The organism is Limisphaerales bacterium, assembly GCA_014382585.1.
GTDB lineage: Bacteria > Verrucomicrobiota > Verrucomicrobiia > Limisphaerales > UBA1100 > JACNJL01.
Window position 1 is genome coordinate 21,726 of the sequence record JACNJL010000038.1, and the last position, 19,394, is coordinate 41,119.

Consider the following 19,394-nt stretch of genomic DNA (forward strand, 5'->3'; position numbering starts at 1 on the left):
TTGAAGGCACTGGGATCAAACTTGGGTGGAACTGAACCTGATGGCAGGGTTATTTCCTTCATGTCCCTTAATTGAATCCATTCCAGTAGTCCCCCGTGCCAAGCTAGATCTGCCCCTTCAAGGGTTCCCTTGACTAACCCTTGATTGACCTGCTCTATGCTCAATGGACCAGTTTGGTGGCCATTTTTTAAGATAAAAATTTGCATGGAAAATTTATTCCAACCATGGCAGTTCTAAATGTTCGAAAGACTGTAATTGGCATCAAAAAGTACTTTTGTAAACTCTTTTTCTTAATTAATGCATTATAAATGTTATCCAGAGTCTGCCAGACAGGGGCCATCTTAAGCCAAAATGCAATGAAATACAGGCCCAGTTTATACTCCGAAGAGTGGTTGAACCTACTTTACTTGGTAGACTCAAGCACTTCTCGATTAGCCCACATTTTGTGAGGCTTATAAATCCCCTTCGGCGTAATGATGCCGGTGATGAGTTCTGGGGGTGTTACGTCGAAGGCGGGATTTCGAGCAGGGCTGGTGGGGTTGGCGATTTGGATTTGGCGGAAGTGGCCTCGGGTGTCGGTGCCCCAGGCGCACAACACTTCGGCTTCTTCACGTTCTTCAATGGGGATATCTTTGCCGTCTTTTAAATTCCAGTCGAGGGTGGAAAGAGGGATGGCGACATAGAAGGGGATGTTGTGGCGGGCGGCTAATACGGCTTTGGTGTAGGTGCCGATTTTGTTCGCGACCTCGCCGGTGCGGCCGAGGGTGCGGTCGCTGCCGGTGATGACGAGGTCAATCTCGCCGCGGGCCATTAGGTGTCCGGCGGCGTTGTCGGCGATGACTTGGTGAGGGACGCCTTGCTGCGCGAGTTCCCACGCGGTGAGCGCTGCGCCTTGGGAGCGCGGGCGGGTTTCGTCGCAGTAGACGTGAAAATTTTTGCCCTGCGCTTGCGCGGCGTACATCGGGGCGGTGGCGCTGCCGATGTCCACGAAGGCGAGCCAACCGGCGTTGCAATGGGTGAGCACGCGCGTGCCGTTCTTAATCAATTTCGCGCCGTGTTTTCCGATGGCTTCGCAGTGGGCGATGTCGTCATCGGCAAAATTCTCGGCAGCGCGCAGGGCGAGTTTTTGTTTTTGGGAAATGGTTTTTCCAGCAGCCATCGCGGCGCGGACTTCGTTGAGGGCATTTACCAAATCAACAGCGGTGGGGCGCGCGGCGGCGAGGGTTTCGTAAACGCGCTGGAGATACCGCGCGAAGGCGGCTTCGGTTTTGCCAGTAAAAGCGCGCGCGCCTTGGGCGAATCCATACGCGGCGGTAGCCCCGATGGCGCCGGCGCCGCGCACGGTCATATTGGTGATGGCGCGGGCGGTTTGTTTGAAATTCTTGGTGCGTGTGAGCTCGAAGGTGTGCGGGAGTTTGCGCTGCTCAATGAGGACAACTTCGTTGGTGCGCGCGGAAAAGGAGACGGTGCGATAATGACGACGGCGGCCCTTGACGCGGACGATCATTTCACACCTCGCCTGTTTCGCCTGTTTCAAACTCGGCGATTTCTTTTTCGAGTTGGGCGTAGATGGATTGACCGCGTAGGGGTTCGAGGTCGGGATCGATTTTCAGAAAATCAAAATCGCGGTAGCCGTAGTGTAACGCTTTGCGCAGGGCATTGGCCGCTTTTCGAAATTCGGCGGTGAGGGAAAAACTGCACGCGAGATTGTAATGCACCAGCGGATCATCGGGGCAAAGGCGGGCGAGCCGACAATCGACTTTCAGCCCTTCCTCGAAGCGACCGCGGCGGGTGTAATCGTCGCCCAAAAGTTGCAGCGCCTCCACGTAGCGACGATCGCGCTTCACGACGCCTTCGAGAAAATGGATCTCGATGTCGAGGTCGCGCTGTTCCTGGCGCGATAGTTTTTTCGGATTGTTAGTTTTTTTCTCGGCCATATTGGCGTGCGCGCAAGATAGCGTTGCGGCGGTTACAATGCCAATAACAACTTTTTCACCTCGCGCAGGCGCGGCCCGGCGGTCTTTTTTTGCAGACGCGGGAATTTGCCGGCCAGTGAAATATAATCCTCATTGCGGAGGAGTTTAAGGCGGTCTTTGTCGGCCACAATCGAGGTAATTGCTTTGCTGGAGGCGATGATTTTCAGCTCGGAAACCAACAGTAAATGCTCCATCGCCTCGGGCAACGGACCAAAGCGATCCACGATTTCCTCGCGCAACGCCTTGAGCGCCTCGCGCGAATCGGCCTGCGCGAGGCGACGATACACGTCGATGCGCTGGCGCGGCGGCTGGATGTAATTGAGCGGAATATACGCAGGCGCGATGGGGCAGGTGTTCTCCTCCTCGGCGCGTTCCACGACATCGTCGTACTCGGCCCATTCCCATTCCTCGCGCGGCACGGCGATCTCCGGCGATTTTTTGCGCGGCTGCGCGGTGGGTTTGACTTTGGGGCCGGTAATTTGCTCGGGGCTGAGCGCGAGAAAATCAAAGCGGGTTTCCACGTCGATGCGCGGTTTTACTTTTTCACCCTTAAGCCGCGCGACGCTTTGTTTGAGTAACTGACAATACATTTCGAAACCCACGGCGGTGATGTGGCCGCTTTGTTCGGAGCCGAGCAGATTGCCCGCGCCACGAATTTCCAGATCGCGCATCGCGATTTTGAATCCACTGCCAAGGCTGGAATATTGTTTGATGGCGCTAATGCGTTTGCGCGCGTCGGCCAACAACGCGGCGTGGCGCGGCAGCAAAATATAAGCGTACGCCTGATGCTTGTAACGGCCCACACGACCGCGCAATTGATAAAGATCACTGAGGCCAAAGCGATCGGCGCGGTCGATGATAATGGTGTTGGCGTTCGGAATGTCGATGCCGCTTTCGATGATGGTGGTGGAAAGCAGCACGTCGGCTTCGCCATTGATGAAGGCGGTCATTACTTTTTCCAGTTCATGACTTTTCATTTGGCCGTGCCCAACGAGGATGTTTGCTTCGGGAACGATGGCGCGCAATTTTTGTTCCATCGTGTAGATGGAGCCCACGCGGTTGTGCAGGAAAAAAACCTGGCCGCCCCGATGCAACTCGCGGCGAATGGCGCGTTGGATAATTTTTTCGTTATAGTCAGCCACAATGGTTTCGACGGGCAACCGATCTTGCGGGGCGGTCTCGATGGTACTCATATCGCGCGCGCCGGTGAGGGCGAGGTAGAGCGTGCGCGGGATGGGCGTGGCGCTAAGCGTGAGCACGTCCACGTGCGTGCGGAGTTGCTTGAAGCGTTCTTTGTGCGCGACGCCGAAGCGTTGCTCCTCGTCGATCACCACGAGGCCGAGGTCCTTGAATTTCACATCCGACTGCACGAGCCGATGCGTGCCCACGACAATATCCACCGCGCCGGCGGACATCGCCTCGATCGTTTTGCGCTGTTGTTTTTTGGTTCGAAAGCGCGAGAGCAATTCCACGCGCACCGGATAATCCGCCATCCGCTCGGCGAACGTATTGAAGTGCTGCTGCGCCAAAACCGTGGTGGGCACGAGCACGGCCACTTGTTTGCCGGCCATCACCGCCTTAAACGCCGTGCGGATGGCGACCTCGGTTTTGCCAAAGCCAACATCGCCGCAGATCAACCGATCCATCGGCTTGGGCCGCTGCATATCGCTCTTGGCGTCGTTGATGGATTTTTCCTGATCGGCCGTTTCTTCGTAGATAAACGCCGCTTCGAATTCGCGTTGCCACGCGCTGTCCTCCGGAAAACCGTATCCTTCCTCCGCCTCACGCACAGCTTGGATGCGCAACATTTCGCTGGCGAGATCGGCCACCGCGCGCTCGGCTTTCTCTTTCGTTTTAATCCAGCGCTTGCCCCCCAACGTATTGAGCGCCGGACTGGCATTGCCTGCGCCAACATATTTACTAACTAGATGCGCTTCACTCACGGGCACATAAAGTTTTGGCGGTGGATTGTCCGGATCGGTGGAGGCGTATTCGATGACGAGGCATTCGTGGCCATTCTCCGATTCACCTTCGCGCGCGCCGGAAAGCGGCAGCACTTTCATCCCCTCGAACCGCCCGATGCCGTGCTGCACGTGCACCACGAAATCGCCCTCCTCTATTTCCGTGAAATTAATATCAAACGCTGAACGCATCGCCGAGCCGTGGCGGCTCTTGAGCCGGCGCGGACGTTGCACTTTGTAGCGTCCAAAAATTTCCGCATCACTCACCACCACCCATTTGCCGGCGGGAAATAAAAAGCCACGACTCAACGCGCCCTGAGCAATCTCCAATGCGCCATCTTCGGCAAACCCATATTCGCGCCAAAGCTCCTCCAAGCGTTGCTGCTCGCCCTCGTTATTGCACAGCACCACCACCGCATGATCCTGCCTCCGCCAGCGGTGAAGTTGCGCAAAAAATTCGCGCCGCTGCGCTTCCACCAACTGCGGCTCCACCGCGCGCTGATCCATCGAACGAAAGGCTTCGAGGCTGTGAATTTCCAATGTGAGATCAGCCGCTTCGTCAGCCAGTTCGTGCAGTTCCACGCACGAAAGTTTGCGGTCATCAATGCGTGCGAGCAGCGTCGTCCACTCCACATGAAATGCATCGCCCGGGGGAACCTCCATCACCTTCTCCGCTGCGGCCTCGGTGATGGCATCGGGATCGCAAAAAAGCAAAATGGTGTCGTCCGGCAAATGATCCAGCAACGTGGCGCGTGATTTATCTTTGAGATCACGCAGCAAACCCATTTCGCCGCCGGGCGCGAAGGTGGCGCTGTCGATTTTTTCGCGCGAAACTTGGCTGAGCGGATTGAAGTAACGCAGCGATTCCAATTCATCACCAAAAAATTCGCAACGCACCGGCCACGGCGTCGTAAATGGAAACACATCGACGATGCCGCCGCGCAACGAAATTTCCCCGCGCGCGGTGACTTGCGCTTCCGGCTCGTACCCCTGCGCCTCCAGCCATTCGATGAAGTCCAGCGGATCCAACCGCTCGCCCAGCCGCAACGTGCGCGTGCGATGGGCGATCTCCGAAGGCGGCAGCGTGCACTGCATCAGTGATGCAACCGTGGCGGTGATGACCGGCACTGATTCGCCCGCAAGCGATTGCAAAGCTTCAAGCCGTTCGCTGATGGCATCGGCGTGGGGGAGTTTGTTTTCGTGCGGCAATACTTCCCAGTCAGGATAAAACCGCGCGGGCGCGTCCACCTCCATCAGGCGCAGCCACGTTTCCAAATCCTGCTGCAGTGTTTCCTGAAACTTAAGCTTGGCGACCACGAGCACCACCGTGCGGCCGGTGCGGACGCGGATTTCCGCGGCCAAATGCGCCCAACCGGCGGCGTCCACACCGGCGCAGGACACAGCGCCGCCCGCCGCCACCGCTTCCCACAGGGCATGGCCCGAGGGCGTGGCGGAAATCTGATTGAACAATTTTGATCGTCCACTCATCCAAGGGACGCGGCGCACAGCTATGCACGCACGACGCCGGCAGTCAAGCGCGCCCCGAAGTGATTTGGCGTAACCCTTTCCAACGAAAACGCGTCAAAAAGGCGGAAGTTTTTTTATAAAATGAAAATTATTGTTGCCATTATTGCAGTCGCCACAGTTTCCATCGCGGGAACGTACGTCATCGTCTCCGGCCAGAAAACGGTGAACCGCGAAGCGCGCGCGGAATCCTCCACCAACAAACTCGAGGAACAACTCGCCAGTTTGCGCTCTGAATTGAACGCCGCCAATGCGCGCAAACCCAAAGTCATCGTCCAAGAAGTGGTGGTGCCCGGCGCGGCCACGGGATCGGCACAGGAAGTGTTGGACTATTTGAAGCAGATTGATCTCTCAAACGAAGACCGGCGCTCGAACAATACCGACGCCCACCGCATCCAGGTGCGGCAGGTCATTCGCCAGTTTGAGGAGCTCACCTCAATGGGCATACAAGCGCTCCCGGCCATCGAAAATTTCCTCAACCAAAATGTCGACCTCGAGTATCGCGAAAACACATCGGAAATAATCTCAGGCGTCTGGCTGGAAGGCCGGATTTATCCCGATCCCATTTTTCCACCCAGCCTTCGGATTGGTTTGCTGAACACCGTGCGCCACATTGGCAAGCGCGATGCCAACGCCATCCCCGCCGCCGAACAAGCGCTGCTCAGCGTTCTCAAAAAAACCCAGCGCGCCGTCGAGGTGGCGTACATCGCCCAAGCCCTCGAGAATCTTTCGCCCGAGGTGCACATGGAAACGTATCTGCTCGCCACGCGCGATTTGCTTTTACTGCCCATCCGTGAGGAAGGGCGCGAGGTTTCCGCGCTCGACCGCCAAAACCGCGGAATGCTATTTAATATTTTGCGCCAACACAAAGACACCCGCTTCGTTGACCAAGCCAAAACCCAACTCGTCCGCACCGGCAAACGCCGCGAGCGCGATGGCAACGAAGTTGAGTTCACATATATCGACCGCTCCGTGCTCGGCTACCTTACCGGCGTGCTCGGCTCCAAAGCGATGCCCATCCTTGCCAATCTTTACGACAACCCCGACTTGGACGACCGCAACCGCGGCAGCATCCGGCAGATTGCCGCCAACTACATCGGCGTCAACGAAGACGCCAACATCATCATCAACAAGCGCATGGTCGAAAGTTTTCAAATGCTCGCCTCTCAGGATCCCGATCCCAACAAACAAAAACGCAATCGCTACGACGGCTTGCGCAACGTCCAATATTATCTCGGCCGCCTCGGCGAAGGACGCAACGTACCCGCCGAAACCCTCCAAGCCCGCCAACAATATCTCGCCACCCTCCGCGTGCAAACGCAGGACAAAGAAGTGCTCGTGTGGATGGACCGCGTCGGCCAACGCCTCACAGATATGGGCGACCCCGAGAAAGCCAAAAAACTCGACGGCCGCTTCGACCCCCGCCGCGCGCCGCGTAAACCCTAAAACTGCTTCCGGCTGTTCAACCACACGCGCGGATGCTAACCTCCGCGCGTTGAATCATCAGAATCCCATCATCGCCGCGTTGGACGTGCCCGACGCCACCCGCGCACTGGCGCTCGCCGAACAACTCGCCCCCGCCGTCGGCGCATTCAAAATCGGCAAAGAACTCTTCGTCGCCGAAGGGCCCGACATCGTCCGCCGCGTGCGCGACACCGGCGCGAGCGTGTTCCTCGATCTCAAATTTCACGACATCCCCAACACCGTCGCCAAAGCCGTCGCCAGCGCCGCGCGGCTCGATGTGCAAATGCTCACCGTCCACGCCAGCGGCGGCACCCAAATGCTCCGCGCCGCCCAAGCCGCTGCTGATGAATCCGAGAACACCCCCCTCATCCTCGGCGTCACCGTCCTCACCAGTATGGACACAAGTGATTTGGAAGAACTCGGCATCCAAAAAAATCCCGCCGACCAAGTCCAACACCTCGCCACCCTCGCCACCGCCGCCGGCCTCAAAGGCCTCGTCTGTTCCCCAATGGAAATCGCCCCCCTACGAAAAATCCTCCCCGACGACATACAGCTCGTCACCCCCGGCATCCGCCCCGCCAACAGCGCCACCGGCGACCAAAAAAGAATCATGACCCCCGCCCAAGCCATCGAAGCCGGAGCCAGTTGGCTCGTCATCGGAAGACCCATCTGCGCCGCCAAAAACCCACGCGCCGCCGCCGAGGCAATCCTCGAAAGTTTGGCCGGATTGGCGAAATGAAAAGTTTGAAGCGCGGCTAAATTAAGCCGCGTTGGGGTTCACACACTTGGGGCCTCTGAGAAAAACTTGGGCGACATCAAATTTGCGCTTATTTTACTTTTTCAAGCTCATTATAGATTTCAATACCTCCAAACCGGATTCGGCCCCCTTTGCCAAATGAATAAATTTGCCCCTCAAAGTTTTCATACGGTGGGTAAATATAATCACCCCTTTCATTTGTGATCGACGAAAAGGAATGAGCAAAAATAAAGTCCAACGGATGTCGGTGACTCAATCCGTTCTCCAACTCAAACCATTCTTCAATACAATGGAACTGGTGAAACGTTATTTCATTTTCAACCTTTGACCACAAATTCGTTTTGTCATAAAGAAGTTGCCCTTTGTAGAAAAAAACCTGCCGATAAGCTCCATCCGCATTCAACGTAATGGTCTCATTACCATCGTAATAATGGCCAATGTAAACGCCTTCAGGGTCGCTGCATGAACAACATAAAAGTGTGCTGAATGCAAAATGTTTAATAAAATTAGAATTCAAATATTTCATGCATCATAAACTTTTGCGATATAGTTGAAAGCGGCTTGCCTGCATCATTAATTTCCGGAAAAATGGAAACCGGTATTTTTAGCTCCGGTTGAGAATTAATTCGTACACGCTCGCAACATTGCGGCCTCCAACAATGCGGTCTGCGTATCCGATAACAGGAAAACGCGTAGCAGAGACTAGGCTTGAATCATTTTTGGCTATTATCTGAACCCCGCCAACCCTTGGCCAGCAATGTCCAATTGCCTCCCAGTTTCCAGCATAAGTTCCTAAAAAAGTTGAAGTTTTGTTGCCACCCAATTTGTCGCCAATGATGAAAACTGAATAATCATTCAGAAATATTATTGGCCCATCCCATCCACCCAAGTCTTTCCTAAATGTACCTTTGGCAGTTCTTACGCCATCCATTCCCAATGTTAACAGGGATATTTCGGGATCGAATTTATAGCCAATACATTCTGTTGACAATTTCTCTTTCGCTAGCTCAACAATGCTTCTAATTTTCCTCGACCGCCTCAAGTCTTCAGTCATTTTATGCCCATCATAAAAATCCCAATGTTTTCGCGCATTTCCAGTTCCAAGCGCATATAACCAACCCAATTCAAAAGCCGTTGGATTATCTATATTTTTCGGCCCTAGTTTAACCCTTAGATCCGGTAGTAATATTTTGTGTATATAAGCATCAATAACTTTCTTCTGGAGTTTAGCAGCTTTAGCTTTAGCTTGTGCTTCCAGCCATTTCTTCACGTCCGCTGGCGAAACAGCCGCCATTTTGTAATTCTCAGTAACATCGCTATCGCCAGCAATTTGGAATTCTGTTTGTTGTTCCGAAGTTTTTTGTTGCTCTTGAGGCTCAGTGTTCTCATTGCTGATCTCGGTTTGTGCCTCAATATGGTAATCGGTTGTGTTTAGCAAATCGAAAAAGCTGCGATACGGGTCATTGTATGAATCGAGATCTGAAAGCAGGGTTGCCACCGAATCATACGCTTCATCGCCCGCCCCATATCCATCATCAAAATCACTTTCATTGAAAATGACATCTAGAAAATGGTTGCATTCCCCAAAGTCTAACTGGGCAATCTCTGGGTATTCAGAACCCAATGTGGGCTCCCCTGAATCGGAGTAAACCGGTTGTGGGTATTCGCCTTTGAAAGCCCAAAACGTCTCGATATATTGGAATGCAGGCTCAATTTCAAAAGCCTCCTCCTCAGTGAGCCATGGCATATAACTAGTGAAGAAATCACCGTAGTGTGAGCTTCCATCTTGGGCTTGCAAGGATTGAACGCCTTGTGAGGTGATTAAAGAGAAGCCGAACAGTATATACAAGATGCGCTTCATTTCAAAAAAATGACAGAACCTCACATACGCGCAAGCTTTTATTTAGGTTCACCACCGAAAATCTACACACTACTATCGAGGCAATCCTCGAAAGTTTGGCCGGATTGGCGAAATGAAAAATTTGAAGCGCGGCTAAATTAAGCCGCGTTTGGATTCACGCACTTGGGCCCTTTGAGGGCATCTTTGGCGGCTTCGATGACTGGGAATTCTTCGGCGGTCAGATTGATGGCGATCCATTCCTGTTGATCTTCGGGCACATCGTCTTCGGCGTGGATGGCTTCGACGGGGCACGCGGCGACGCACGCATCGCAGTCGATGCAGGTTTCGGGATTGATCAATAGTTTGTCGGGCGCTTCGTGAAAGGCGGCCACGGGACATTCATCCACGCAGCTCGTGTAAACGCAATCGACACAGGCACCGGTAACAACGTAAGCCATAATTTTTTTCTCCCGCCCGCGGGTCATCCACGAGTTGCGGGAGGCTATTCATTTGAGGCTCAAAAGTCAATCTGCTTTGGAGTTTCACGTTTTGAGAATCTTCCATCCGGGAGGGCGAAGCTTCTGCTGAGCCGGGCGTGTGCTTTCGGAAGGGCGACTATGCCGCCCTTCGGCTCAGCAGGAGCTTCGCCCTCCCCCGATTTTGAATCACCAAATCTACACGGAATCGGCGGCGAAAATTTCTTCCAACACAAACACCCCATTTGTCGGGCCGAATTAGCGGATCTTTCTTTCCCGAATTCCCTCTTGACAGTTAAAACCGTTTTCATACCCTAAACGTATGCGCAGGATTTCTGTATTGCTCCTTCTCTGGATTGTTACCTCCCCTTTCAGTGCGCGGCTACAAGCGCACGATGTCCAAAACTTGGAGCACTGTATTTCTACTGTTTCCGGGATTGCGGGTTCACAATATCCTCTGTTGCAAGCATGGGCCGAGGGGGGATTGAGGGAGAACAATCCGGCATCTTCCACCAAGCTGGAGCAACGCGACCATAGCAATGCAACCCAATGTCAAACGCCATTCACCGCAGACTTGGGCTCGCCCAACTATGTGAATGACCTCCGAGACTTAGCGGCTATGATGGGGGTGACTCTCCACAAGCACTGGCCCTCACATATGTGGGGCAAAGCTTGGTGGCAGTCGCTTCAAGTAGATGACAAATATATGTTTTTTATGGACAGCAGTGAAACTCCCGCGGACTTAGCGATTGAGGTGATACGATACGCGCTTTACCGCGAATGGATGGCCCGGCGTCATGGGCACGTCTCCACTTTTGTGACTAATCCCCAAGGCATCCCCCAACTCCAATGGAGCCATTACGATGGTTCCTTCAGTTTTTTACCCATCTTGGAATTGTCCGAGCGGCAGTTGCGGAGTTCAATTTTAATGGAGCTAAAAATGGAATTCGATTGCCAAAGACACAACACAACGGATCGCACCCAAAATATACGAGTGCAATTGAATCTAAACTTGATAAGTTATTTAAAGAAAATCCGAATTTATCCCCTGAACAAGCCAGATCTATTCTCGAAAATTACACCGGCCGCATCAAGAACAGGCTAGCTGAACAAGTCAGCGGAACCCAAAGGCTAAGATGATCCAATGGAAACATTCTCCTTACAGAAGTGGATTTGCAGCCGATTTTAGAAAAAGGGGGCGTCGAAGAAGGAGTCGCTGAGTTGGCGCGTTTTTATTACGCGGAAATATACCCGGCTCACCCGTACTCAGAATGGCCCATACTCATAATTGATTATTGGCCGCACGAAGGTTGGATTCAGGTTTATCCACGTCAAGAAGAAGGGCCACTGACACCCCAAGAGCTGAAGGAATTTTCTTCTCAAATTAAAGGGCTTTGCCTAATTTCGATCAAAGAATTAAAAAAACGTTACGAACAAAATGATGCATTGCGTGGCATGGAATCATTCATACAAGAACAGTTTGATGAATTTGCCTCAAGGCATACACTGTTGGTTTCTGAGATGGCGGACACAGTTGCCAAGGTATGGCCGGAGGTGCATACTAAAATGGCTCCAGGTGCACGAATAACAGCCCGCATCATTGAATCTTCAAATATGGATATGGAAGGACATCTAATTTCACTAAAGGACATCCCATTATGACCCGCTGGAAAAAACGACAGAAACAAAATGGGGATTACTTAGAGTGCAAAGGCCATGCTTTTAACAGCACCACAATGCAGAATAATATTCATGAATTTGCTCGAGTATTTTATGAAGACATCCTCCCACTCCATCAGAATGAAGAATGGCAACTCGTGCATATCCACATTTCTGAAGGTGGATTCAAGGCAACCCCTAGGCGGTTGCCTCCAATTACTCCGCTCAAACGTGGAATGGTATCGATAAATTCGCCATCTCTGAGTAAACGTTTTGATACACAGCTTCGTCCTTTCAAGGACGGAAAAGAACGGTGGAGGGCCTTCCGCATTGCTGCTGGGCAGGTGTGCGAGTTTGTCCGGCAGGAATGGCCCAAGGTGCACCAACAGTTTGAACCGAACCGCAAGCTGCACATCTACATCACCGCTGCTTCCAACCCGGTCAATCCCTATCCCCTCCTTGAATTCGATGGCGCCACCGGTACTCTCGAACACAACCCGGCCTGCTTTCCTACCCCCCAGCCAGCATCCGGCGAACGCCCCATGGGGATCACTTGGGAACGCACCTCCGAAAAAGGCCATTTCGCTCTCGGCGAAGCTATCGGCGATTCCATTGAGCACTGCCTCGCCGAGCTAGCCCGTTATTATTACCGCGAAATATTCCCCCTTCATGACTCCACAAACTGGCCGCTTCTGATGATTGAGCTTTGGCCTGATTCCGCTCGCGTGATTGTCTTTCCCCAACGGCAAGGCTCCCTCAATCGCAATGAACGGGGCTGCTGCCAAATCACCATCCCCACCCTTCAAGATCAGTACGCCCACGCCCACGCCGTATATCAGGCCGATTCCCCGACTCCGGAAGAGGATGACGAGTTTGAAAAACGCTATGAAGTATTGATGGCCAACCTCGTGGAATCCGTAATCAAGACTTGGCCCGCCATTCACGCCAAAGCCGCCCCCTCCACCCGCCTCCTCGCCTGCATTACTGACTCGGGCCAGCTCCACCCTGCGCCTCTCCGGGAACTGAAACTTTAAGCACGGCAATCGGTACGGAGTATAGTACATTTTGGTTGGGGCAACGGGTGATCGCATACGGGCTTGGAAGCCCCCGCCTCAACCAAAACTTCCGACAACCAATATGGGAAAACAAATGAGCAGTGAGTGGGTTGAGGGTAATATAAAAAGAATGTTGGAAAGCAAGAATCAAAAAGTCGTTGAAACCGGCAGGATTTTGAACGAAGCAATTCAAACGAATCCTAATAGTATCCGCCGAAAAATTAATGTGTTGGGCCCCGACGGAGTCAATCGTTGGAATGTAGTTAACATCCCATGAATGCAGAAGATCTAGCGCGCATCAAAGAGAATTTAGAATATTATCGGGGAAGCTTGAACCGTTGTCACAAGATTATTGAAGAATCTGGCGACAACCCATTGGGAACGGTCACGTCGAGCATGCAGGATGAATACAGGGCGATTGCCGTTTACCAAGGTGTTGTTGAGGGCGAATGGAATCTATTCCCTGAGTTTATGGCTAGTTCAGTGGAATGTTGGCTTAACTTGCTTGCCAAGTATTCAAATGAAGGAACGGTATGTTGTTCTATGGTGGACGTCATACCCGCATACAAGTGCTCACTTGATGCATTGGCCGCTGGCAATGAAGCGCTGTCCAAACAGGTGGCTAACGAGATCCAGCAACGATGCGATTACTTAAGCCACCGTTTTTCCTGCTACTTTGCCTTTGCCGTCAAAAGCGTGACGCTTGAATCCGATGACGTCTCAGAGCGTTTGGAAGCACTGGATATTGAGTGCAAAACAAAAGACGGGGTCTATTTCCAAGGCCATGCCCAAGTGTTGCGATGCATCGCCGAACACAATGAAGCCCCACTCTCTGAAGCCTTTAAACTGTTGCTTAAGGGCCATCGCAAACTTTCACGTGGCGCGGGAATGTTTAATCTCACGGTTGACGTATACCTCTCTGTCTGGGGTCTGGGCCTCGCCAACCTCTGCCACTTTCGGGGACTAACAGTGGAAATTGATGACCCCCTGATTCCCAAGCAACTTCTGCTTCAAACGTAAGTGGAAATCAAAAAACTAAGATGGTCTGGCGACACAGATATCATGACTTGTTTGCTCACCAAACTTGCACGGAATCGGCGGCGAAAATTTCTTCGAGCAGGATTGAGTAGTCGCCGTTGGGGTCCACTTCGGTGAGGTCGATGACGCGGGTTTCGTGGCCGATGGTTTCCTGGGCGGCGATGATGCCGGCGGGCAACGGATCGTCTTCGCGGGTGAGGATGTGGATGATGCGGGCCATTTCAAAATCTCATTACCATTTCCGCTTCGGCGGCCAGCTCGGCGAGGGCGGGTTCTTTGAGGCGGTTTTTCAAAATCACTTCGGTGTCGAGGGCTTCCATTGTTTGCTCATCGGGCATCACGTACACGCGCCCGCCTTTTTCGCGAACCATCGGGAGGAATTGTTTGTACATTTTGCTGTCGGGCAAATCCGCCGCGGCTTCGCTGAGCGCGTGGGCGGCGGCGTGGTGCAGCACGACGCTCACTTCCACCTGTTCCCAAACGCACACGCCGCCCGCCAAACGCACGGCCTCGGCCGCGCGCGGATTGGTGCGCGGATCGGCATCGATGATGATGAGCACTTTGCGCTTGGGCTTGAGGTCGACTTGCAATTTGTCGGCGAGGGTTTCCATCAAACTATTTTAGTTGAAACTGACAAAGCGATCGGTGGAGGACATTACGTCGTTGAGCAATGTGAGGCCGCCGTACAAAGCGTTTTCGCCGGGGACAATTTTGCGCCGTTGGCAGGCATAGGCGCAGGCAAAAAGGCGGAGGCCGTGGCCGCGCAGGGTTTGGACGCGTTGGTCTTCCACCCCCGCCACGGCGTCGTCGAGGCAGTAGAGGTAGACTTCGTCTTTGGCGGTGAGTGCGGCGGCGGCGAGCTGGAGGCCGTGGTGAAAGCTGGCGTGCGTGGGCGCGACAGAAATCAGAATACCCAGTTTGCGCGCTTTCGCCACATTGGGCACATCGGGCGATTGCTCCTGCACCGGCTCCATAGGGCGAGGGTAATGAGGCCGCGCGAGGGTGTCAATCGGCGGCGTTTATTTGATCTTCACTCCGTGCTCCCACAGTGGCGTGAGGTCGGGGTCGTTGACGGCCATATTTTTGACGCGCTTGGAGTCGCCGACTTTGAGGGCGCACTCCAGCCATTCGCGAGCTTCCTGGATGGCGCCGCTTTGGCATTTGTAACAGGCGAGGTTGTACGGGATGGCCTCGTCGTGCGGAAAGCGTTTGAGCATCGGCACGAGTAAGTTGAAGGCTTCGTCGAAACGCTCAAGATAAAAGAGCGCGTTGCCATGGTTGATCCAGCCCTGCGGCATCTCCGGCTGCACCTCGATCATTTGAAGGCTGATGTTCAGGCAACGCTCCCAATCCTGCATGCGATTGTGAATATGCCAACGCACCTGCAGCACATCAAAGTGCCGCCGGTAGTCCGGTGAAATTAACTCCAACTCAGCCAAGGCCGAATCGTAGTCCCCCAATTCCATCCACCCTTCAGCGCCGGACAGGAAATGCGTGTCCGGTGGTTCCAATTGTCCCATCTTCATTGCTTGCCCCAAATGCGAAAACACGATGCACCTTCATAAAACGGCTGGTTGATTCCCCCTCCTTGGTGAATTCGTGCGGCTCCCTCGCAACGGCATAGTGTTTAGCAGAAACCGGGCCAACGCCCAAGCTCGGGTTATTCACCGCGCTTTTAGCTGAAAACAAAAAGATTGTGCGAAATTGGATGGCACCTTTTTCCCATCACTCGCCGCACAGGCGCAAAAGTTCCGATTCATCAATCACCGGCACGGACAATTTTTCCGCCTTCGTCAGCTTGCTCCCCGCCGATTCGCCGGCCACCACGAAATCAGTTTTCTTGCTGACGCTGCCGATCACCTTGCCTCCCGCCGCCTCAATGCGCGCCGCCGCCTCGTGGCGTTTCAAATTCGGTAGTGTGCCCGTCAGCACCAACGCCTTCCCCGCGAGCGGTCCGGCGGCTTCGCCGGAAATGACGATTGAAGATTCAAAATTCAATCCCGCCTTGCGCAGCACTTCGACGAGCGCGCGATTCTGCGGATCGCCAAACCAAAAATGCACACTCTTCGCAATCACCTCACCCACATCATCAATCGCCACCAACTCCTCCTGCGACGCATCCATCAATTCATCCAAATTCGAAAACCGCCGACACAACGCCTTGGCCACACCCGCGCCCACGTGCAAAATCCCCAACCCAAAAATCAACCGCCACAAATCCCGCTGCTTGCTCGCCTCCAATCCATCGATAAAATTTTGCGCCGACTTCTCCGCCATCCGCTCCAGCCCCGCCACCTCCGCCAAGGCCAACTTGTATAGCTCGCCCACATTCAGCGCCAAACCGCTCCCCACCAACTGCCGCACCAACACCTCACCGCCACCTTCGATGTCCATCGCCCCGCGCGCGCAAAAATGCTCCAACCGCCCCCGCACCTGCGCCGGGCAATCCGGATTCGGGCAACGCCAAACCACATCCCCCTCATCCTTCCCCGCCTTTGATTTGCATTCGGGGCATTCTTTGTTCAGCACAAACGCCGTCGCTTTCTTGAGCCGTTTGCCCAGCACCACCTCCACCACCGCCGGAATAATCTCGCCCGCTTTTTCAATCACCACCGTGTCGCCCACGCGAATGTCTTTGCGCTGAATCTCCTCTTCATTGTGCAACGTCGCGCGCGCCACCGTGCTCCCGGCGATCAACACCGGCTCCAATTCCGCCACCGGCGTCAACGCCCCCGTGCGGCCGACTTGAACAGTGATGGCTTTCAAAACCGTCTCCGCCTGTTCCGCCGCGTACTTGTACGCGATCGCCCAGCGGGGCGCTTTGGACGTCACGCCGCATTGTTCGCGAAGCGATAAATTGTTAAGCTTGATGACTGCCCCATCCGTTTCGTAATCAAACTCGTGCCGCGCAGTATCCAAGTCGTTGATGGCCTCCACCAAGTCCACGTGCGATTGACCCGTCCAAATTTTCCCTGCCGTTGGCAAGCCCAATTGCCCCAGCCAACTCACCACTTCTTTTTGAGTTGGCGGCACCTCGCCCTTCACTTCGCCAAGCCCGTACAGGATTACCCCCAACGGCCGCTCCGCCACCATTTTGGGATCGAGCATTTTCACAGAACCCGCCGCCGCATTACGCGGATTGGCAAACGGTTCCTCGCCTTCCGCCTTGCGTTTTTCGTTCAACTTCGCAAACCCCGCGCAGCTCATAAACACTTCGCCGCGCACTTCGAGCACAGCCGGTGCCTTCGCTGGCAACCGCAACGGCAAACTGCGAATCGTTTTCAAATTCCCCGTGATGTCATCGCCACTCGCCCCATCGCCGCGCGTGGCACCCACAGCAAGCACGCCATTTTCATAACGCAAACTCACCGCCAGCCCGTCGATTTTCGGCTCAATCGTCCAGTCCAGTTCCGCTTCCGGCAACCGCTTTTCCACCCGCTTCAAAAACTCTGCCAGTTCATCAAACGAATAAGTGTTATCGAGGCTCATCATCGGCTGCGCGTGCCGATGCTCTGGGAATTCGCTCACCGGTTTGCCACCCACGCGCTGGCTCGGCGAATCCCCCGTCAGCAATTCCGGATGCGCCTCCTCCAAATCCAGCAGTTCGCGATAGAGCCGATCATAATCCGGATCGCTAATGCTCGGCTCCGCCAGCACATAATAAGCGTGATCGTGCCGACGAATCTCCTCCGCCAACACCGCGTGCCGTTTTTTGTTTTCCATCGCGCTCATTTTTTTCTGCGCTTCTTGTACGGCAACCGCTTCACTTTCACAAAATTTTTTGGCAACGCATCAAACTCCGGATCTTTGTGCCACAGTTCACAGCCGTGCGCTGCCGCTTGTGTAACGATAGCGGAATCCGCAGTGCTCATTTTATACTCCGCACGCAGCTGCCCCGCCGCCACGGATTCCTCCTCGCCCAAAGCAATCCATTCCAAAGGCGCATCGCGAACAATCCGCCAGCAAAAATCCCACGTCTCGCGATCGTGCCGCACGAGCCCAAACACCACCTCCACTCGACTCCACTCGGACGCCAGCAGCGTTGTGCCATTGGCATCAGCCTCCATCAATGCCGCCTCCACCTGCTCGCCGCCGGGTTCATCGAAAATCCACGACAAAATTGCCGAGGTATCCAGCCAACGCCGCTCAGCCACGGGCGCGCTCCTCCCGGCGCATATCCTCGAACGCCTTCCAGCCACGCTTGGCCGCCGCGCGTGGAATCATACCGCGCAGTTTCTTCCAAGCATCCTTGGGCAGCGGCGTGCCGATGAGCAGACCGTCGCGGATTTCCCATTCCACGTGGGAACCGGGGGCCATCTCCAGTTCCTCGCACAGGGCTTTGGGGATGGAAATTTGTCGTTTGGCCGAAAGCAATGTTTTCATACCGACAACTTACGGTAAAACTTGCGATCCGTCAACCAAACTGGTTTGGTTTGGTAAAACTTGAACTCATTGTGCCGGCAGCACGAAATCATCCGCGTGATACGAACTGCGAACCAACGGCCCGCTGGCGACGTGGGTGAAACCCATCGCCTCGGCGGTTTTTTTGTGTTCGGCGAATTGATCGGGATGGATGAATTCAACGACGGGCAAATGCTTTTGGGTGGGCTGGAGGTATTGGCCGAGCGTGAGGAGGTCGCAGCCGACGGCGCGCAGGTCGGCCATCGCCTCGTGCAGTTCGGCTTCCGTTTCGCCAAGGCCGAGCATGAGGCCGGATTTGGTGAAAATTTCCGGGGCGCGTTTTTTTGCTTTGCTCAAAACGGAGAGCGATCGGTCGTACGTCGCCACCGAACGCACTTCGGGGGTGAGGCGGCGGATGGTTTCGAGGTTGTGATTGAAAATTTCAGGTCGCGCGGCGAGCACGGTGTCGATGGCCGCATCGTCATCCAAAAAATCCGGCGTGAGGATTTCAATGATGGTTTCCGGATTTACCGCGCGTACGCGTTCGATGACTTTTTGAAAATGCGCCGCGCCGCCATCGGCCAAATCATCGCGGGCCACGGCGGTGATGACGATGTGTTTGAGCTTCATCCGCCGCGTGGCTTCGGCAACGCGTTCGGGCTCGTCGGCCTCGAGCGCCATCGGTTTGCGGGTATCCACCGCGCAGAAACCACACGCGCGCGTGCAGCGATCGCCGGCGATCATAAAAGTGGCGGTGCCTTTGCTCCAGCATTCCCAGTGATTCGGACAGCGCGCGCTTTCGCAAACGGTGTGGAGGTTGAGATCGTCGATGAGATTACGCGTGGCGAAGTACGCGCTGGCTGTCGGCAGTTGAAGCCGAAACCACTCCGGGAGGCGCGGGCGTTTTTGTGGCGAAGGGGCTGGTTCGGCGACGGCGCTCATTTTGATTTCCCGAGCCCTTCCCAAAATACCACCAACTCGCGCGCGCCGAAATCTGCCAGCACTTGGCCATCCACGGCGATCACCGGCGCGAGAGTTTGGCCGGAGAGCCGTTCCATTTCCTCGAAGGCTTCCGGGTTATCAATCACATCGACCGTTTCAAATTCGATGCCTTGACTGGTGAGCCAATGCTCCGCCTGGCGGCACCAGCCGCATACGGGCTTCACGTAAAGGATTACTGTTTCAGGCTGATACATATTGCGCGGCCATCATTGGCTTTTTCCGGGCTGCTGGCAAATCACGT

21 protein-coding genes are annotated in these 19,394 nt (G+C 54.5%); 5 read left to right on the top strand and 16 right to left on the bottom strand.

Annotated features, from left to right (window positions below):
- From H8E27_07780 to mfd, 4 genes are all read right to left on the bottom strand, one after another.
- Positions 1–206, bottom strand: a 206-nt coding sequence (locus tag H8E27_07780) for a DUF4339 domain-containing protein (GenBank protein MBC8325508.1), incomplete at its 3' end; no start/stop codon positions are given.
- 197 nt (positions 207–403) lie between these two features.
- Positions 404–1,507, bottom strand: a complete 1,104-nt coding sequence (gene mtnA, locus H8E27_07785; protein ID MBC8325509.1) for an S-methyl-5-thioribose-1-phosphate isomerase — start codon at positions 1,505–1,507, stop codon at positions 404–406.
- A 1-nt stretch (position 1,508) separates the two neighbouring features.
- Entirely contained in the window at positions 1,509–1,937 is a 429-nt protein-coding gene (locus H8E27_07790; GenBank protein MBC8325510.1) for a hypothetical protein, read from the bottom strand.
- 32 nt (positions 1,938–1,969) lie between these two features.
- On the bottom strand, positions 1,970–5,425 hold the full coding sequence (mfd, locus tag H8E27_07795) for a transcription-repair coupling factor (protein MBC8325511.1): 3,456 nt from the start codon (positions 5,423–5,425) through the stop codon (positions 1,970–1,972).
- Between the two features lie 970 nt (positions 5,426–6,395).
- Between mfd and pyrF the strand changes: the two genes are divergently transcribed.
- Complete coding sequence (gene pyrF / locus H8E27_07800) at positions 6,396–7,664, top strand: orotidine-5'-phosphate decarboxylase (protein MBC8325512.1); 1,269 nt, start codon at positions 6,396–6,398, stop codon at positions 7,662–7,664.
- An 88-nt stretch (positions 7,665–7,752) separates the two neighbouring features.
- Here the strand turns inward: pyrF and H8E27_07805 are convergent, their stop codons facing one another.
- The 3 genes from H8E27_07805 to H8E27_07815 all read right to left on the bottom strand — a co-directional run bounded on the left by H8E27_07805 (position 7,753) and on the right by H8E27_07815 (position 9,980).
- Positions 7,753–8,208 carry a hypothetical protein gene (locus tag H8E27_07805; protein ID MBC8325513.1) on the bottom strand — a complete coding sequence of 152 codons (456 nt, stop codon included), beginning with the start codon at positions 8,206–8,208 and terminating at the stop codon, positions 7,753–7,755.
- 78 nt (positions 8,209–8,286) lie between these two features.
- On the bottom strand, positions 8,287–9,543 hold the full coding sequence (locus H8E27_07810; GenBank protein MBC8325514.1) for a hypothetical protein: 1,257 nt from the start codon (positions 9,541–9,543) through the stop codon (positions 8,287–8,289).
- A gap of 137 nt (positions 9,544–9,680) precedes the next feature.
- Complete coding sequence (locus H8E27_07815; GenBank protein MBC8325515.1) at positions 9,681–9,980, bottom strand: 4Fe-4S binding protein; 300 nt, start codon at positions 9,978–9,980, stop codon at positions 9,681–9,683.
- A gap of 867 nt (positions 9,981–10,847) precedes the next feature.
- Between H8E27_07815 and H8E27_07820 the strand changes: the two genes are divergently transcribed.
- The 4 genes from H8E27_07820 to H8E27_07835 all read left to right on the top strand — a co-directional run bounded on the left by H8E27_07820 (position 10,848) and on the right by H8E27_07835 (position 13,732).
- On the top strand, positions 10,848–11,138 hold the full coding sequence (locus tag H8E27_07820) for an AHH domain-containing protein (protein ID MBC8325516.1): 291 nt from the start codon (positions 10,848–10,850) through the stop codon (positions 11,136–11,138).
- A 27-nt stretch (positions 11,139–11,165) separates the two neighbouring features.
- Positions 11,166–11,660: a hypothetical protein gene (locus H8E27_07825; protein ID MBC8325517.1), complete on the top strand. Its 495-nt coding sequence runs from the start codon at positions 11,166–11,168 to the stop codon at positions 11,658–11,660.
- A complete protein-coding gene (locus H8E27_07830; GenBank protein ID MBC8325518.1) occupies positions 11,657–12,691 on the top strand; it encodes a hypothetical protein in 1,035 nt (344 codons plus the stop codon). The genes H8E27_07825 and H8E27_07830 overlap by 4 nt, the downstream gene beginning before the upstream one ends.
- Before the next feature lie 294 nt (positions 12,692–12,985).
- Positions 12,986–13,732, top strand: coding sequence for a hypothetical protein (locus H8E27_07835; protein MBC8325519.1), 747 nt, complete (start codon positions 12,986–12,988; stop codon positions 13,730–13,732).
- A gap of 55 nt (positions 13,733–13,787) precedes the next feature.
- Here H8E27_07835 and H8E27_07840 read toward each other — a convergent pair whose 3' ends face one another.
- The 9 genes from H8E27_07840 to H8E27_07880 all read right to left on the bottom strand — a co-directional run bounded on the left by H8E27_07840 (position 13,788) and on the right by H8E27_07880 (position 19,347).
- Positions 13,788–13,970: a hypothetical protein gene (locus tag H8E27_07840; protein ID MBC8325520.1), complete on the bottom strand. Its 183-nt coding sequence runs from the start codon at positions 13,968–13,970 to the stop codon at positions 13,788–13,790.
- A gap of 1 nt (position 13,971) precedes the next feature.
- Positions 13,972–14,361: a DsrE family protein gene (locus tag H8E27_07845; GenBank protein ID MBC8325521.1), complete on the bottom strand. Its 390-nt coding sequence runs from the start codon at positions 14,359–14,361 to the stop codon at positions 13,972–13,974.
- Between the two features lie 9 nt (positions 14,362–14,370).
- Positions 14,371–14,724, bottom strand: coding sequence for a DsrE family protein (locus H8E27_07850; GenBank protein MBC8325522.1), 354 nt, complete (start codon positions 14,722–14,724; stop codon positions 14,371–14,373).
- 45 nt (positions 14,725–14,769) lie between these two features.
- On the bottom strand, positions 14,770–15,270 hold the full coding sequence (locus H8E27_07855) for a tetratricopeptide repeat protein (protein ID MBC8325523.1): 501 nt from the start codon (positions 15,268–15,270) through the stop codon (positions 14,770–14,772).
- Between the two features lie 205 nt (positions 15,271–15,475).
- On the bottom strand, positions 15,476–17,482 hold the full coding sequence (gene ligA, locus H8E27_07860) for an NAD-dependent DNA ligase LigA (GenBank protein ID MBC8325524.1): 2,007 nt from the start codon (positions 17,480–17,482) through the stop codon (positions 15,476–15,478).
- Positions 17,479–17,904 (bottom strand): PIN domain-containing protein, encoded by a 426-nt coding sequence (locus H8E27_07865; GenBank protein ID MBC8325525.1) that lies wholly within the window; start codon positions 17,902–17,904, stop codon positions 17,479–17,481. Before H8E27_07865 ends, ligA begins: the two co-directional genes overlap by 4 nt.
- On the bottom strand, positions 17,897–18,133 hold the full coding sequence (locus H8E27_07870; GenBank protein MBC8325526.1) for an AbrB/MazE/SpoVT family DNA-binding domain-containing protein: 237 nt from the start codon (positions 18,131–18,133) through the stop codon (positions 17,897–17,899). Before H8E27_07870 ends, H8E27_07865 begins: the two co-directional genes overlap by 8 nt.
- Before the next feature lie 66 nt (positions 18,134–18,199).
- The gene (gene lipA, locus H8E27_07875; protein ID MBC8325527.1) at positions 18,200–19,093 is read right to left on the bottom strand and encodes a lipoyl synthase; all 894 of its coding nucleotides are present in this window, start codon (positions 19,091–19,093) and stop codon (positions 18,200–18,202) included.
- Complete coding sequence (locus H8E27_07880) at positions 19,090–19,347, bottom strand: glutaredoxin family protein (GenBank protein ID MBC8325528.1); 258 nt, start codon at positions 19,345–19,347, stop codon at positions 19,090–19,092. Before H8E27_07880 ends, lipA begins: the two co-directional genes overlap by 4 nt.
- Positions 19,348–19,394: the final 47 nt, after the last annotated feature.